A 15237-nucleotide genomic window follows, 5' to 3' on the forward strand; every position below is an offset into this window, starting at 1 on the left:
GGACATTCCATGATGGAGACGCGTGCTTGCGCGTGCGGGCAAACAACGGTGCGCGATGACGCGGCTCGCTGGTTTGTGCGTTTGCAGGAGCCGGCCATTGAGGCCGACGAGCAGCAGCGCTTCGACGCCTGGCTGAATGAACATCCGCAGCACCGTGACGAATTTCAGTTGCTGCAGGGCTTGTGGTCAGCCGCCGATTTGCTTTCGGCGCCGCGCCTCGAAGCCCTCGCTGAAACCCCGCCGAACCGTCGCCAACGCCGTCCGTTGTTGCGTTATGCGGTGGCTGCGAGTGTGCTGGCGGTGGCGCTCGGGCTGGGCTTGTTCAGTGGTTTGAATCATCCGGGCGGTTACCGCGCCGAGTTCGCCACGGCGTTGGGCGAGCGTAAACATGTGGCGCTGCCGGACGGTTCGGTGATCGATTTGAACAGCCGCAGTCGCTTGCAGGTGCGCTTTGAACAGGATCGGCGGCTGATCGAGTTAAGTGAAGGTGAGGCGATGTTCAGCGTCGCGCACGACACTTCACGACCGTTCGTGGTCGAGGCCGGCAGCGGCAAGGTCACGGTCACCGGCACGCGTTTCGATGTGCGCCGCGATGTCGCGCAGACCCGCGTGGCGGTGGAGCAGGGCACGGTGAAAGTGCAGGGCCGTGATGCAGCGGATGATCAGTTCATCAGCCTGAGCGCCGGCCTCGGCACCCACGTCGATGCCCAAGGCCAGGTCGCCGCCGCCTATGCGGTCAACCCGGCAGAACTGACGGCATGGCGCAGCGGCAAACTGGTGTTCAACAACGCCAGCCTCAGCGAAGTCGCGGCCGAAGTGTCGCGTTATCGTGAAAAGCCGTTGACCGTGACCAATCCGGCCGTGGCCAGTCTGCGCCTGACCAGCGTGTTCAAATCCGACAACACCGATGCCTTGCTCAAAGCCTTGCCGAGCATCCTGCCGGTGGCCGTTCGCACCCTTGCCGATGGCAGTCAGGAAATAATCGCAAAATAAAATTCAGGTTTTTTTCGAGTTCAGCGTCTTCCTGTACAACTGCAACTGGTTTGCATTAACAGCCGCACACTCTTGCGATCCACAGGACTACGTACGACGTGAAATACACCCCTGCCAACAACAAAAAATTCTCTTGGCTGCCGCTGGCTCTTGCGTTGGCGGTCAACGCTGGCATGCCGCTGGCGTTCGCCGGTGAAGCCATTCATATCCGTGCGCAGCCGCTGGGCCAGGCCTTGAGCGAACTGGGCCAGCAGACATCGCTGCAAGTGTTTTTCAGCCCGGATCTGGTCGCCGGCAAACAGGCCCCGGCGGTCGACGGCGACATCTCCCCGGAGCAGGCGTTAAGCCAATTGCTGCAGGGCAGTGGTCTGGATTATCAGATCAACGAAGGTTCGGTGACGCTGTCGCCGGCCGCAACCTCCACCGCCAGCAACGGCCCGTTGGAACTGGGCGTGACCGACATCAAAGTGGTCGGTGACTGGCTCGGCGATGCCAATGCCGCTGTGGTGCAAAACCACCCCGGGGCGCGCACGGTGATCCGCCGCGAAGCGATGGTTGAACAGGGCGCAATGAACGTCAGTGACGTGCTCAAGCGCGTACCGGGCGTGCAAGTGCAGGATTCCAACGGCACCGGCGGCAGTGATATTTCGCTGAACGTCGGCGTACGCGGTCTGACCTCGCGTCTGTCGCCGCGCTCCACCGTGCTGATCGATGGCGTGCCGGCGGCGTTTGCCCCTTACGGCCAGCCGCAACTGTCGATGGCGCCGATTTCCTCGGGCAACCTCGACAGCATCGACGTGGTACGCGGCGCCGGTTCGGTGCGTTATGGGCCGCAAAACGTCGGCGGGGTGATCAACTTCGTCACCCGGGCGATTCCGGAAAAAGCCACTGGCGAAATCGGCACAACGCTGGAAACCACTCAGTACGGTGGCTGGAAACACATCGACACCGCGTTCCTCGGCGGCACCGCCGACAATGGCATGGGCGTGGCGTTGCTGTATTCCGGCGTCAACGGTAACGGTTACCGCGAGCGCAACAACGGCAACGACATCGACGACGTGTTGCTCAAGACGCACTGGGCGCCGACCGATCAGGACGATTTCAGCCTCAACTTCCACTACTACGACGCCACGGCCGACATGCCCGGCGGTCTGACACAGAAGCAGTACGACGCCAAACCGTACGACTCGGTGCGGGACTACGACCAATTCACCGGGCGGCGCAAAGACGTGTCGTTCAAGTGGATCCGCCAGATCGACGAGCGCACCCAAGCAGAAATTCTCACCTATTACACCGACAGTTTCCGTGGCAGCACCATTGCCGCCCGCGACCAGAAAACCCTCAGCTCGTACCCGCGTTCGTATTACACGCTGGGCATCGAGCCACGGGTGTCGCGGGTTTTCGATGTCGGCCCGACCACGCAGGAAGTCAGCGTCGGTTATCGCTACCTGAAAGAGGCGATGCACGAATCGTCGAGCCGCGTGGCGCTGGTCAACAACCAGCCGGTGCTCACGCCGACCTCCGACGGCCATGTGTTCCAGGACCGCACGGGCGGCACCGAGGCCAACTCGGTCTACCTCGACAACAAGATCGACGTCGGCAACTGGACCATCACTCCTGGCATTCGCTTCGAACACATCAGCACCGACTGGCATGACCGCGCCGTGCTCGACACCGCTGGCAAACCGGTGCAGGCGAAAAACCGCAGCATCGAGAGCAACGAACCGTTGCCGGCGCTTAGCGTGATGTATCACCTGTCGGACGCCTGGAAACTGTTCGCCAACTACGAAACCTCGTTCGGCAGCCTGCAGTATTTCCAGCTCGGCCAGGGCGGCTCGGGTGATCAGACCGCCAACGGTCTGGAGCCGGAAAAGGCCAAGACCTACGAGATCGGCACGCGCTACAACGATGACGTGTGGGGCGGCGAAGTGACGCTGTTCTACATCGACTTCGACGACGAGCTGCAATACATCAGCAATGACGTGGGCTGGACCAACCTCGGCGCAACCAAGCACCAGGGCATCGAAGCCTCGGTGCACTACGACATGGCGGCGCTGGATCCGCGCCTCGACGGCCTGACCGCCAACGCGGGTTTCACTTACACCCGCGCTACTTATGAAGGTGAGATTCCGGGCTTCAAGGGCCGTGATCTGCCGTTCTATTCGCGGCAGGTGGCGACCGTCGGTTTGCGTTACGACATCAACCGCTGGACTTACAACATCGACGGTTTCGCTCAGTCGAAACAGCGCTCGCCGGGCACCGGTGTCAACGCCGACGGCAGTTTCAACGGCAACTACATCACCGATGGCACGGCGGACGGGCAGTATGGCGACATTCCGGGTTACGTGACCTGGAACGTGCGTGGCGGCTATGACTTCGGACCGCAGGTGTCGAACCTCAAGCTCGGCGCCGGGGTGAAGAACGTCTTCGACAAGCAGTACTTCACCCGCTCCAGCGACAACAACTCGGGGATGTATGTCGGCGCGCCGCGCACGTTCTTTGTGCAGGCCAGTGTCGGTTTCTGATAGACCGCATCAGCTTCTTCGCGAGCAGGCTCGCTCCCACATGGATCACTGAAATCCTGTGGGAGCGAGCCTGCTCGCGAAGCTTTTAGACTTTAAGAACTTTCCCGCCAATGGCCACCGCGACCAACAGCACCGCCATCAAGCCAAAGGCAAAACTCAAACTGCTGGCATGGGCGACAAAGCCGATCACCGCCGGCCCCGCCAGAATCCCTGCATAACCCAGCGTGGTAATGGCCGGCACCGCGATGCTCTCCGGCATCACCGTTTGCTTGCCCACTGCCGTGTACAGCACCGGCACGATGTTCGAGCAACCAGCGCCGACCAGCGCGTAACCGACCAGCGCCGCTTCCCAGCTTGGCGCGAATGTCGCTAGAAACAGGCCGGCCGCTGCCAACAGACCACCAAACAAAATGATCCGTGTTGCACCGACCATCCGCACAATCCGGTCACCCATCAAACGTCCGGCCGTCATGGTCAATGCAAACGCCGCATAACCCAGCCCTGCGTACGCCGTGTCGATCCCGCGTTCCTGCGCCAGAAACACCGCGCTCCAGTCCAGCGCCGCGCCTTCAGTCAGGAACACGATGAAGCACATTCCGCCGATAAACAGCACGATGCCATGAGGGATGGCGAATGCCGGTCCGGAACTTTCACTGCCGTAGGGCAGCATGTGCGGCACGCATTTGAACAATGCCGCGATCAGCACGACAACTACCACCAGCATGGCGGCCAGTGGCGTCAAACCCAGGCCGAGCAAGGCACTGACACCCGCCGCGCCGACAATCCCGCCGAGACTGAACAAGCCGTGGAAACCCGACATCATGTTCTTGCCGCTGGCGCGCTCGACGATCACCGCTTGCAGGTTTACCGTCGAATCCACCGTGCCCAGGCCAGCGCCGAACATGAACAGCGTGGCGATCAGCGCCGGTATCGACGACACCGTGGCCAGCAACGGCAGCGCCGCGCAGATCAACAAGGTGCCGCCGGTAGCGACGCGCCGACAGCCAAACCGTGTGGCCAAAATCCCCGCCAGCGGCATCGCCAGAATCGAACCGACCCCGAGGCACAACAAAAGTAACCCCAGCGTGCCTTCATCCAGTCCGGCGCGGGCCTTGGCGTACGGCACCAAGGGCGCCCACGCGGCGATGCCGAGCCCGGCGATGAAAAAGGCGATGCGCGTGGACATCTGTTGCAGGCGTCCGGGGACGAAAGTGTCTTGGGGGTTGAGGCTGGTCATATCGATCCTTGGCAAAAAACTTCGCGTCCCCGAAGGACAGTGATTCAGCGACGAGGTTCGATCGCCGGCCATTCGGGGAAGTACAAGCAACATCCTAACCTGTGTGCGAGCCTGCTCGCGAAGGCGCAGTGTCAGCTAAAAAAATATCGGCTGACCCACCGCTTTCGCGAGCAAGCTCGCTCCCACATTGAATGGAGCGGGCTCACTAATCAGCGGTCATGCACCGATTCCTGTGGGAGCGAGCTTGCTCGCGAAGGCGGTGTGTCAGATAAAGAAAATATCGGCTGACACACTGCATTCGCGAGCAGGCTCGCTCCCACAAGGGATTGCGTTTTACAGTGGCCTTCTTCGGCGACAGGGGCAAACACTGATGACGCAATTCTACGATGCACGGGGCAATATCTATGGCGTGATCTCGCCCACCGAATTACGCGAGGCGAGCATCGATTTGCCATCCGGCGCCACCGAATGCGCCTCGTCGCATCAGTCTTGGAGCGAAGCAGCGATCAAACTCTGCTGCGACTGGCCCGAAGGCCAACGCCCGGCGAACAGCAAATCCCACCGTAGCGACGGCCTGCTGATCGGCCCGTTCCAGACATCGCCGCCATTCGACGTGTTGATCGTCAACACCGACGGCACCCTCGCCGAGCGCAGCGGCAATGGCTTGACGATTTTCTCGCAAGCGCTGACCGAGCAAGGCTTGATGCCGGAGGAGGGCGCGTTGTTGCGCGTGCATCACGACAAGGGTGACGCCGTGGAGACCTTGGTGAAACCGGCCAAAGTCGAAGGCGTTGAAGGTTTCTGGCTTGATCTCGGTCAACCGCGATTCGGACCGGATGCAGTCGCTGCGCAGACTGTTCAAGGCATTGAGTTCAATGCTCGGGACGTGAGCCACGTCCAGCCCTTGGCACAACTTGATCCCGACTGGGCACACAGCCAATTCGTGCGCATTGGCAATCCGCATTGCGTCACGCTGCTCGGTGACGCCGCGGCGTTGCCAAGCAATGAGCAGATGCGTGAATCGCCGCTGAGCGAAGGCCTGACCCAGGTTGCCTACGCCATGCCTGTCGGCGCTGGTGATCCATGCGCGGCGGGCGTCAATCTGCAATGGGCGGTGCTAGAGTCGTCGCAAACAATCCTTGCCCGTGTGTTCGAACGTGGCGAAGGGCCGACGGCCTCATCCGGCACCAGCGCGAGTGCGGTAGCGTGCGCGGCATGGCGTGTGGGTTGGGTGGCGGCCGGTGAAGTGCAGGTGGTCATGCCCGGCGGCACGGCGCCGATATTGCTCGAAGCAGTAGAGGGTGAATTGCGGCGGGTCAGGTTGTTCGGTACGGCGCGGTTGATGGGTTGAATTCGCCGACGCCATCGCTGGCAAGCCAGGCTCCCACAGGGTTTTGTGGTGACCCCCTCATTTGTTTACACCACTGACCCCCTGTAGGAGTGAGCCTGCTCGCGAAAGCGGTCTGTCTGACGCGATGATGCCGAATGTGCCGACCTCTTCGCGAGCAGGCTCGCTCCCACATTGGATTCAGGTGGGCACGAATAATGTGTTCACACAAAACCCTGTGGGAGCCTGGCTTACCAGCGATGAGGCCCTCAGAGTTAGCCCGTCAGTGAGCCTTGAACAAAGTCACCGACATCACCTGATCACCCTGTACCGTCAACCGCAGCAGTGCCAGTGGCGACGGTTCATCCTCAAAGCATTCAACCAGCACCGATTGCGCCGAACTGGCCTGCACCGCCAGTCGGCCCGCATGTTTCAACTGGCGTTTGACCGCTGCACTGACAGGAATCGGTGCATGCCCGGCGCGCACTTGCTCACAGAAGGACAGCGCGATTTCACGGGGTGTCGGTGCGGGCGGTGAGGTCAGGCCGGCTTCCTCGAACAGTCGATTGAGTTGCTCCGCCGCGCTGACCGCCCGAGGAAACCCCGCGAATGCCGACGCCTGCAACAGCACTTCGGTCATTTCACCGGGCGCCAACCCCGAGGCCAAGCCTGTCTTTAAGTGCACACTCAGCGGCGGGCGACCATCCCCGAGGCGACGATTGCTGCAAACGACACTGCTTCACGCAAACGCGGATCGAGGCCGGGGCGCGCATGCAAATGCCCGTAAACCACACCCACTGCCAACTCGCCCAGGGCGGGCACGGTGTGAAACAGCGCATCTAGTCGAGCGCCGCCATCGGGTACAAGTTCGGTAAAGATATGTCGGCCTTCGTGGTACAGCGTGGCCATGGGCGAAGGTTTGTTGTTCATGAAAAATCCTCAAGCAAATGAGGATGGCGGCTGATCAACTACGCACGAACTTCAGCATGAAAAAGCGTACATCCGGGAGGGGGGGCGGCCCGTTGCGATGGCGGCCTTCACACCTTAGCTCAATGTTTGCGGGCGCGAACCTGTTAGTTCTTACAGTTTACGGATGCCTCAATCGCAAAGACTCCAGCTGTGTCGATGCCCGATCAGTATTCGGAGGCGAGTACCTTGCCAGCGTGTGCAGGGTGAGCGCCGACAAGTCTTAATCAAAAACGTCCGGCTGTGTCGCTGACATCGCCGCTGGTGAACGAATTGTTCGGGCCGGGTTGCCAGTAGACCGGCGAACCATTCCGTCCGCGCACAACGCATTTCCATTCGAGCGCCTGCTGCCCTGGTACTTCGATGTTCGTGCTCCAGCGATTGCCGGCGGAAGTCAGCGCAACCCCGTGCAGCGGATCCCACGCCCCCAGCTCCAGTGATGAGCCAACGGCGTAAACCCCTTCACCGGATTGCGGGTTAGCATTGTCGCAATGAAGGCTAATGTTGACTGCTGCAGACTGCACGGGTGTGCTCCAGATGCGAATATCACCGTTGTCCCAGGTCAGCGTCGGTACCCCCATGCCTTCGGGCAAGCGTTGCAGGTCGGATTTGAGCGCTATCACCAGCGTGCCACGCGCTCCTGAAGTGGTCCCCACCAGCCCCGAATACTGGGTGTTGAAGCGGATAGGCGAGTCGGCCCGGATAGCAGCATGTTTGCGAAGTTTGATGAGTTGCCGGATCAGCTGGTCGCGCTGCCAATCGTACATATGCGGCCAATAGACCGTCGGCGTTCCGGGGCTGCTGAGGATATAGGCGTAAGCCAGATTGACCAGCGGATCGGGCAGCGCCCAATGATGTTGGCCGCGATTGGCGCCGGGCGAATAGCCGGTGTCATGATTGTCAACGAACGTTACCGCAATCGCACGCCAGGCAGGGTCCGGATTGCCATTCAGGCCGTGGCGCCATTGGGCGATTGAGCCATTTTGCATGCGTTCCTTGAGAGCAAAATCGAACACCGCGCAGTGCGAACGATCAGACCAGTCCTTGAGTACATCCTGCCAACTGGCTGAACGGCGCCAGTCACCTTGCGGATATTCGTCGGGGCCTTTCCAGTTTTCCCCGACGCAGAACTGCTGGCTGCCAAAAGCGTTCATCCAGCGGTCGATTGTCTCCGGGGCGTAACCTCGAACGAAATCGAAGCGCAGGCCCTGGGCACCATAGTTGTCACGCAAATTGATGAATTCGTTCTTGAATGCATTGAAAACCATGGGGTCAGCGGTATTCAGGTCTGCCGCGCCATCCATGAATGCATCGCCCTCATCACACTGGAGGCAATCATGGCGCCATTCATTGCGCCCTCGGGGAAACATGGACTGGTTGACCCTATCGTCATTCATGTGATTGGGCACCACGTCGTACACGACTTTAACACCGGCAGTGTTGAGTGCCGCCGCGGCCTGTTTGAGTTGTTGATCGCTGCCATAACGGCTGTTTTTGTCGAAGCTGCTCCAAAAATAGCCCTCGCCACCACCGGATTTGCCAGTCGGTTCGCTCCAGCTGGAGGTGTCGGTCCAGACGGGTGGCAACCAGATCAGCGTGAACCCGTCGCTGCTGATCGTGGACGCGTGTTGTGCAAGAACGGAGTACCACGCTACGGCATTACGGCTGGAATTCCAGTGAAAGCCCTGGAGCATGATTTCTTCGCCGCTGCCATTTCGCATCGTGGCGTTCGTCGCGAAGGTCACACTTAGCGTCAGGCAAAGCCATAAAACCTGGGTGAACAGTAAAAGGCGCTTCATGGTTGTCCTCCTGAATCTGTTGATTCCAGAGGACACTGTGAGTCTGTTCGTAGCGTGTGTCGCCTGTCAGATCTGACAGGTTTGCTCGATTATTTGGCGATAAAAGTCTCGCCAACCATAACCTTGCACACGATCGATCAAGTGTTCTTTATTGAAGAGTGCCAGTCGGCGCCCGAGGGACGCCGATGCCGGGACCTCAGGCAAACTCCACCACCGGCATCTGCCGCTTCATCAACACCTTGCCGCCACGAATCGAATACAGCGGCAAGCCCTGACTGCGGATCACCTCGTAATCGCTGTCCGCCGACAGAATCAACAGATTCGCCGGCCGTCCCTGTTCCAGGCCATAACGCTCACCCAGGTGCATGGCTTTGGCGCTGTTGTCGGTGACCAGATCCAGTGCACTTTGCAGGTTGCGGTAACCGAGCATGTGGCAGATGTGCAGCCCGGCTTCGAGCACCCGCAGAATGTTGCCATTGCCCAGCGGATACCACGGATCGACGATGGAGTCCTGACCGAAACACACGTTCATGCCGGCTTCGAGCAGCTCATTCACGCGGGTCACGCCACGGCGTTTGGGAAAGTTGTCGAAGCGCCCTTGCAGGTGAATGCTCTCGGTCGGGCAGGAGACAAAACTGATTCCGGAATGGCCCAGCAAGCGGAACAGTTTCGCGCAGTAGGCGTTGTCGTAGGAGCCCATCGCCGTGGTGTGGCTAGCGGTGACCAGCGCGCCCATGTCGCGACTGCGCGCCTCTTCGGCGAGCACTTCAAGGAAGCGCGAATGCGGGTCGTCGGTTTCGTCGCAATGCACGTCGACCAGGCAACCAGTGCGCTCGGCCAGGTCCATCAGAAACTTCACCGAACTGACGCCCTGATCGCGGGTGTACTCGAAATGCGGAATGCCGCCGACCACGTCAGCGCCCATGCGGATTGCTTCTTCCATCAGCTCGCGGCCATTGCGGAACGACTCGATGCCTTCCTGCGGGAACGCGACGATTTGCAGATCGATGAGGTGGCTGCTTTCCTCACGCACTTCGAGCATGGCTTTAAGTGCGGTGAGTTGCGGGTCGGTGACATCAACGTGGGTGCGCACGTGCTGGATGCCGTGGGCGGCCAGCGTTTGAATGGTTTTTTTGGCGCGGGTCTTGGTGTCTTCTTCGGTGATGGTGACCTTGCGCTCGCCCCAGCACTCGATGCCTTCGAACAATGTGCCGCTCATGTTCCAGCGCGGCTCGCCAGCGGTCAGCGTGGCGTCGAGGTGAATGTGTGGTTCGACGAAGGGCGGCACCACCAGATTGCCGCCGGCGTCGAGGTCATCCGGGCCAAGGGTCGGCGCTTCGGTCTGCCGGGCGATGCTGCGGATCAGACCGTCCTCAAGGTGCAATTCGTGCAAACCTTCCTGGTTGCGCAAACGGGCGTTGATGATGTGCATCAGGCGAATCCTTTTTTATAGGTCTTGTAGTGGCGCGGTCGCGCTGCGAGCGCCGAGCACGCCGGTGACGATGACATACGTTAGCGCGGCAGCGGCGATCCCTACCAGCGGCGCGACCCACGGCGAGCTGAACGCGGCAACGGTGCCGACCGCATAGGCCCCGAGTCCCGGCCAGTTGAACGCTGGCAACCGTGCGTCGGCCAGGCGCGGATAACGCCCGCGCCAACGAAAGAAGAAGTCCGCCATGATCACCCCGCCGATCGGCGGAATCACCGTGCCGAGCAGAATCAGATACGGCACCAGCATGTCGTACATGCCCAGCAGAGCGAGCAGGGTGCCGATCACCGCACCGGCGAGGGTCACGGTTTTGCGTCGGCCGGTGCGCAGCAGATTGCAACCAGCGACGGCGAAGTTGTAGATGGTGTTGTCCTGGGTGCTCCAGATGTTCAGCAACAGCATGGCCATTGCGGCCATGGCGAAACCTTGCAACAGCAGCACTTCAACCACGTCGGGTTGTTGGTAGACGATGGCGCCATACGCACCGATCAGCACCATCAGGCCATTGCCGATGAAGAATCCGATCAGGCTGGCCAGCACCGCCACCCGCGCCGAGCGCGAGAAGCGTGTCCAGTTGGTCGCCTGCGTCGCGCCGCTGACGAAGGTGCCGAACACCAGAGTAATCGCCGTCGACCAGTCCAGCGAACCCGTCGGCACTACGCTGAGCAAGCCTTCGAACCCGCCAACTTTCACCGTCGCCACCCACATCGACAGCAGGAGCAACAACATCATCGCCGGCACGGCGATGTACGAGAGGATTTCCAGCCCGCGATAACCGACGTAGGCCGTGGCGCAGAACAGCAGACCGAACAGCACCATCAGGCCGAGCACCGTACTTTCGTCGAGATTGAAATATTTACCGATCACCACGGCTGCCGTCGCCGTGCCCCAGGCGTACCAGCCGATCTGGGTGAAACCGAGGATCAGGTCGCTGAGCTTGCTGCCGACTTCGCCGAAGCAGAAGCGGCCCATCAGGACCGAGTTGAGGCCGCTTTTGAAGGCGATATAACCCAGGCCCGCCGCATACAGGCCGAGCAGCAGGTTGCCGACGACGATCACCGCCATCATCTCGGCGAAACTGAACGCCACGCCAAGCTTGCCGCCGGCAAACATGGTTGCGGTGAAAAACGTGAAACCGAGCAGCACCATCGCCGTCGAGGCCAGGCCTTTGCGTGCATGCATGGGGACTTCGCTGAGGGGGTAATCGTTGCCGATATCGTTCTGCGTCATGGGGCGGTCCTTGCTGGAATTGAGAAGACGCGGGGAGGGTTGCAGTGGTCGTGCCAAATGCCGGATGGCGCGGGTTATGTATAGACGAGTCGCGCGGATTGGCGCGAAAGCGGTGCACCTGAATACACCCAAGCCCAATGTGGGAGCGAGCCTGCTCGCGAAGGCGGCGTGTCAGGCGACATCTGCAGTGGCTGATATTCCGCTTTCGCGAGCAGGCTCGCTCCCACAAGGGATGGGTGTTGGCTCAGAGGAAGCGCAGCAGGGCGGCGACGATGGCTTCGGGGGCGTCTTCCTGGACGAGGTGTCCGGCGTTGGCAATCGGGTGGAATCGTGACCCCGGGATCATTTGATGTAACGCGCGGCCACGCTCGATGGGAATCCACTGATCCTGCTCGCCCCAGAGAATCTGTACCGGGCAGCGGATCGTTGGATACAGGCTTTCTGCTTCTCGGGTATAGCGCTCATCCATCTGCGCAATCTGCCGATAGAACGCCGCTTGCCCCGGATCGCCAAGCCACGGCTGCACATAGGGTGCGAGTTCGTCGTCGGGGATATCCCGGTGAATCGCCCCGCGAATATAGGTCGGCACGATGGCGCGCTGAATGTAGTCGGGGATGCCACTAAACGCCGCTTCATGCTGACGCACATGCTGCACGAATGGCGAACCCCAAGGCGTCAGCGCGACCGGATCAATCAGGGTCAGGCTGCGGTAATCCTTGCCGTCGAGCAGATGTGCGCGCAGCACCGTGGCGCCGCCAAAGTCGTGAGCCACGACATCCGGGCGTTGCAGATTCCAGTGGTCGAGTAACTGCGCCAACAGTTGGTTTTGCACACCGAGGGAGACGTCGGCGTCGGGCTGCTCGGAGCGCCCGTAGCCGAGAAGATCGAAGTAATACACGCGATGAGTCGTGAAAAAGTGCGGCGCAATCCGATGCCACACGTACGACGAAAACGGCGTGCCATGCACGAACACCAGCGGGGGGCCGTCGCCGCGCACGGCGTAGCGGACCTGTCGGCCGTTGAAGTCAAAGACCTGATCCAGCAGCCAGTCTGTCATGGGCCTGTCCTCTTGGCGGGTGGGAGCCAAAAAGCATAGGCGTAAAAAAACAGCCGTGAAGGCTGTTTATTCATTCACTGACACGCCGCTTATCCCTGTGGGAGCGAGCTTGCTCGCGAAGGCATTGTGTCAGTCAATATTTATTTCACTGGCAAACCGCATTCGTCGGAACGCCGCCCGGAGCAAGCTCGCTCCCACAGGGTTATGCAGTGATTTCTGGATCGGATTACTCACCGCGATAGATGCAACCGCTGGTGCACGTCTCGTGAATACGGATCGCGCTCAGTTCCGGCAGCAACGGCTTCATTTCATTCCAGATGAATTTGGCCAGCACTTCACTGGTCGGGTTTTCCAGGCCGGGAATGTCGTTCAGGTAGTTGTGGTCGAGACGCTCGTACAGCGGTTTGAAAATCGCTTTGATCTCGGAGAAATCGCGGATCCAGCCGGTGTGCGGATCGAGATCGCCGCTGAGGTGAAGCGCCACTTTGAACGAGTGACCGTGCAGACGCCCGCACTTGTGGCCGTCCGGGACGTGCGGCAGGCGGTGGGCGGATTCGAAAGTAAACTCTTTGAAGATTTCCACGGTATTTTCGGCTCTGTTCAGATGGCGTTCGCCGCAGCGATTCGGGCAGGCGGCGAGTTTATCAGCTTGTGTTTGAGCGTGCTGACTAAAGGGTCAGCAAGCGCTCGGCGAGGCGACCATTGGCAGTCAGTTCAAGGAATTCATCGCCCAAGCGGCGGCTCTCGTCCATCGCTGCGTGCCAGTATTTCTGCCGGCTCGGTGCATCGCCCATAAAGCGTTTGAAGTCGTTGCGATCAGGTAATTTGCCGTAGGGCAGGCGCGCCAGATATTCCTTCGACGGCGCGAGCAGCAGCACGTCCTGCAAGCGCTCCACCGAGGCCTTGCGCCATGGCAGGGTCTTGTCGAACCAGCCGGGAATCACCCGATCAGTGAAGTGCGGATAGAGCACAATGCCGTCGCCGCTGTAGGGCAGGTCGAGGTGATAATCGAGCAGACCACCATCGCGGAAAGTGCCAGCACCGGCGCCCGGCAAATCCCTTACACCTTCCATGACCATCGGGATCGAACCCGAGGCGAGCAGGGCCTGACGCAGGTTGCTGGCATTCAGGGCGACGAAGCGCGACGGGAAGTCGTTCAGCGCATTCACCGGCGGGGCCAGGCGCGGGTCGTGGATGATCAGCCGTTCAAAGTGCCGCGACAACCGTGCGCGGCCACGCAGGTTGTCGGCGATCACCGAACCCAGCGCCATACCCAAACGCCCGCGATGATCATCGGCCAGACGCCCCTGACTTTTCACCACCATGATGTTCAGGCGGTAATGCGCGTTGTCGAGGATGCTCGCGTCGCGGCCGTCGAGCAGGTCATGGAGCATGCGCTGCGAGCTCTGACTGATCTCGGCCATGGTCACGCCTTTGTTGAAGTTCTGCTCGGCGTACAGATGACCGAGACGGCGGATGCCTTCGGCGGCGTCCGGCAGGCAAGCGCTGGCGAAACGCCAGGAACCGACCGAGGCGCCGATCAGCGAACGCTCGCGCGGCGCGCTGGGCAGCCATTCACCGAACAGCGCCAGATCCAGCCCCTGAATTCCCAACGCCTTCGGTCCACCGGCGGCGCCGGGCAGGGTGCCGACGTCGGCGGCATTCAAGCCTTGCGCACGAATGCGCGCCATGGCCCGCGGGCCGGCCTTGAGGGTGAGGGCGGGGAATTTGATGTGGATGGCGGTCATACCGGTCTCGATCGTTAGCAAGCGAAGGATTATAGAACGATGATGTCCCCTGTGGGAGCGAGCTTGCTCGCGAAAGCGTAGGGTCAGTCAACGATGATGTGTCTGATACACCGCATTCGCGAGCAAGCTCGCTCCCACAGGGGGGCATGTGTTGAGCTGGAGCAATGATGGCAATTCAGTTTCAGTTAAGTTCATCCCGCTAAGGTGCTCACCGTAAGCAACACATAAAAATATGGAGACACCATGAAAACCCTGACTGCCCTGTCCATTGCCTCGATTATCGGTTTCACTGCCAGCCTCGCCCATGCCCGCGATCTCGGCCCTGACGAAGCCCTGCGTCTGCGCGACGCTGGTACTATCGTCTCCTTCGAGAAGCTCAACGCCGCCGCGTTGGCCAAACACCCGGGCTCGACGATCACTGAAACCGAGCTGGAAGAAGAGTACGGCAAGTACAGCTACCAGATCGAAATGCGCGATCCGCAGGGCGTCGATTGGGATCTGGAATTAGACGCGGTGACTGGGCAGGTTCTCAAGGATCATCAGGATAAGTAATGAAGGTTAATGTTCGCGCCACCAGCCGTACGGCATTGGCGCTGGTGATTTTCTGCTCGGCCGCGATGGCGCGTGACCTCGATCAGGATGAAGCCCTGAGTCTGCGTGAGAAGGGCGTGATCCTGCCGCTGGAGCAAGTGCTGCAGCAGGCGATGGATCGCTATCCCGGCGCAAAACTGCTGGAAGTCGAGCTGGAAGAAAAACACGACGTCTACATTTATGAAGTCGAGTTGCTCACCCTTGAAGGTGTCGCCCGTGAGCTGCACTTGAAGGCCGATACCGGCGAACTTGTGAAAGACAAGGAAGATTGATCG

The 15237-nt window shown here is 60.5% G+C and carries 14 protein-coding genes; 5 read left to right on the forward strand and 9 right to left on the reverse strand.

Annotation, left to right across the window (positions count from 1 at the left end; genetic code table 11):
• The first annotated feature begins 9 nt into the window (after positions 1-9).
• Positions 10-993, forward strand: coding sequence for a FecR family protein (locus BMY54_RS14575; protein ID WP_093433831.1), 984 nt, complete (start codon positions 10-12; stop codon positions 991-993).
• A 98-nt stretch (positions 994-1091) separates the two neighbouring features.
• Positions 1092-3518: a TonB-dependent siderophore receptor gene (locus BMY54_RS14580; RefSeq protein ID WP_093433833.1), complete on the forward strand. Its 2427-nt coding sequence runs from the start codon at positions 1092-1094 to the stop codon at positions 3516-3518.
• 85 nt (positions 3519-3603) lie between these two features.
• Here BMY54_RS14580 and BMY54_RS14585 read toward each other — a convergent pair whose 3' ends face one another.
• Entirely contained in the window at positions 3604-4755 is a 1152-nt protein-coding gene (locus tag BMY54_RS14585) for an MFS transporter (protein WP_093433835.1), read from the reverse strand.
• Between the two features lie 370 nt (positions 4756-5125).
• Between BMY54_RS14585 and BMY54_RS14590 the strand changes: the two genes are divergently transcribed.
• The gene (locus tag BMY54_RS14590) at positions 5126-6106 is read left to right on the forward strand and encodes a diaminopimelate epimerase (protein ID WP_093433837.1); all 981 of its coding nucleotides are present in this window, start codon (positions 5126-5128) and stop codon (positions 6104-6106) included.
• Between the two features lie 259 nt (positions 6107-6365).
• Here BMY54_RS14590 and BMY54_RS31315 read toward each other — a convergent pair whose 3' ends face one another.
• The 8 genes from BMY54_RS31315 to BMY54_RS14625 form a co-directional block, all read right to left on the reverse strand.
• Positions 6366-6722 carry a carboxymuconolactone decarboxylase family protein gene (locus BMY54_RS31315; RefSeq protein ID WP_306674151.1) on the reverse strand — a complete coding sequence of 119 codons (357 nt, stop codon included), beginning with the start codon at positions 6720-6722 and terminating at the stop codon, positions 6366-6368.
• A 47-nt stretch (positions 6723-6769) separates the two neighbouring features.
• Positions 6770-7012, reverse strand: coding sequence for a hypothetical protein (locus tag BMY54_RS31320; protein ID WP_320337524.1), 243 nt, complete (start codon positions 7010-7012; stop codon positions 6770-6772).
• Between the two features lie 263 nt (positions 7013-7275).
• Positions 7276-8847: a glucan 1,4-alpha-maltotetraohydrolase domain-containing protein gene (locus tag BMY54_RS14600; protein ID WP_093433839.1), complete on the reverse strand. Its 1572-nt coding sequence runs from the start codon at positions 8845-8847 to the stop codon at positions 7276-7278.
• Between the two features lie 196 nt (positions 8848-9043).
• The gene (gene codA, locus BMY54_RS14605) at positions 9044-10279 is read right to left on the reverse strand and encodes a cytosine deaminase (protein WP_093433841.1); all 1236 of its coding nucleotides are present in this window, start codon (positions 10277-10279) and stop codon (positions 9044-9046) included.
• A gap of 15 nt (positions 10280-10294) precedes the next feature.
• The gene (gene codB, locus BMY54_RS14610; RefSeq protein ID WP_093433843.1) at positions 10295-11566 is read right to left on the reverse strand and encodes a cytosine permease; all 1272 of its coding nucleotides are present in this window, start codon (positions 11564-11566) and stop codon (positions 10295-10297) included.
• 244 nt (positions 11567-11810) lie between these two features.
• Positions 11811-12623, reverse strand: a complete 813-nt coding sequence (locus tag BMY54_RS14615) for an alpha/beta fold hydrolase (protein WP_093433846.1) — start codon at positions 12621-12623, stop codon at positions 11811-11813.
• Between the two features lie 226 nt (positions 12624-12849).
• A complete protein-coding gene (queD, locus tag BMY54_RS14620) occupies positions 12850-13206 on the reverse strand; it encodes a 6-carboxytetrahydropterin synthase QueD (protein WP_007915588.1) in 357 nt (118 codons plus the stop codon).
• Positions 13207-13291: 85 nt separating this feature from the next.
• Positions 13292-14371, reverse strand: a complete 1080-nt coding sequence (locus BMY54_RS14625) for a hypothetical protein (protein WP_093433849.1) — start codon at positions 14369-14371, stop codon at positions 13292-13294.
• Positions 14372-14614: 243 nt separating this feature from the next.
• Between BMY54_RS14625 and BMY54_RS14630 the strand changes: the two genes are divergently transcribed.
• Both BMY54_RS14630 and BMY54_RS14635 read left to right on the forward strand, forming a co-directional pair.
• Positions 14615-14923 carry a PepSY domain-containing protein gene (locus BMY54_RS14630; RefSeq protein WP_093433852.1) on the forward strand — a complete coding sequence of 103 codons (309 nt, stop codon included), beginning with the start codon at positions 14615-14617 and terminating at the stop codon, positions 14921-14923.
• Entirely contained in the window at positions 14923-15234 is a 312-nt protein-coding gene (locus tag BMY54_RS14635) for a PepSY domain-containing protein (protein ID WP_093433854.1), read from the forward strand. Before BMY54_RS14630 ends, BMY54_RS14635 begins: the two co-directional genes overlap by 1 nt.
• Positions 15235-15237 lie beyond the last annotated feature (3 nt).

The organism is Pseudomonas sp. ok266 (assembly GCF_900110195.1).
Classification (GTDB): domain Bacteria; phylum Pseudomonadota; class Gammaproteobacteria; order Pseudomonadales; family Pseudomonadaceae; genus Aquipseudomonas; species Aquipseudomonas neuropathica.

Excerpts from the sequence above, each read along its gene's own strand:
- BMY54_RS14575 (WP_093433831.1), top strand. The coding sequence starts at position 10 with ATGATGGAGACGCGTGCTTGCGCGTGCGGGCAAACAACGGTGCGCGAT.
- BMY54_RS14585 (WP_093433835.1), bottom strand. The coding sequence starts at position 4,755 with ATGACCAGCCTCAACCCCCAAGACACTTTCGTCCCCGGACGCCTGCAA.
- BMY54_RS14590 (WP_093433837.1), top strand. The coding sequence starts at position 5,126 with ATGACGCAATTCTACGATGCACGGGGCAATATCTATGGCGTGATCTCG.
- BMY54_RS31315 (WP_306674151.1), bottom strand. The coding sequence starts at position 6,722 with ATGACCGAAGTGCTGTTGCAGGCGTCGGCATTCGCGGGGTTTCCTCGG.
- BMY54_RS31320 (WP_320337524.1), bottom strand. The coding sequence starts at position 7,012 with ATGAACAACAAACCTTCGCCCATGGCCACGCTGTACCACGAAGGCCGA.
- BMY54_RS14600 (WP_093433839.1), bottom strand. The coding sequence starts at position 8,847 with ATGAAGCGCCTTTTACTGTTCACCCAGGTTTTATGGCTTTGCCTGACG.
- codA (WP_093433841.1), bottom strand. The coding sequence starts at position 10,279 with ATGCACATCATCAACGCCCGTTTGCGCAACCAGGAAGGTTTGCACGAA.
- codB (WP_093433843.1), bottom strand. The coding sequence starts at position 11,566 with ATGACGCAGAACGATATCGGCAACGATTACCCCCTCAGCGAAGTCCCC.
- BMY54_RS14615 (WP_093433846.1), bottom strand. The coding sequence starts at position 12,623 with ATGACAGACTGGCTGCTGGATCAGGTCTTTGACTTCAACGGCCGACAG.
- BMY54_RS14625 (WP_093433849.1), bottom strand. The coding sequence starts at position 14,371 with ATGACCGCCATCCACATCAAATTCCCCGCCCTCACCCTCAAGGCCGGC.
- BMY54_RS14630 (WP_093433852.1), top strand. The coding sequence starts at position 14,615 with ATGAAAACCCTGACTGCCCTGTCCATTGCCTCGATTATCGGTTTCACT.
- BMY54_RS14635 (WP_093433854.1), top strand. The coding sequence starts at position 14,923 with ATGAAGGTTAATGTTCGCGCCACCAGCCGTACGGCATTGGCGCTGGTG.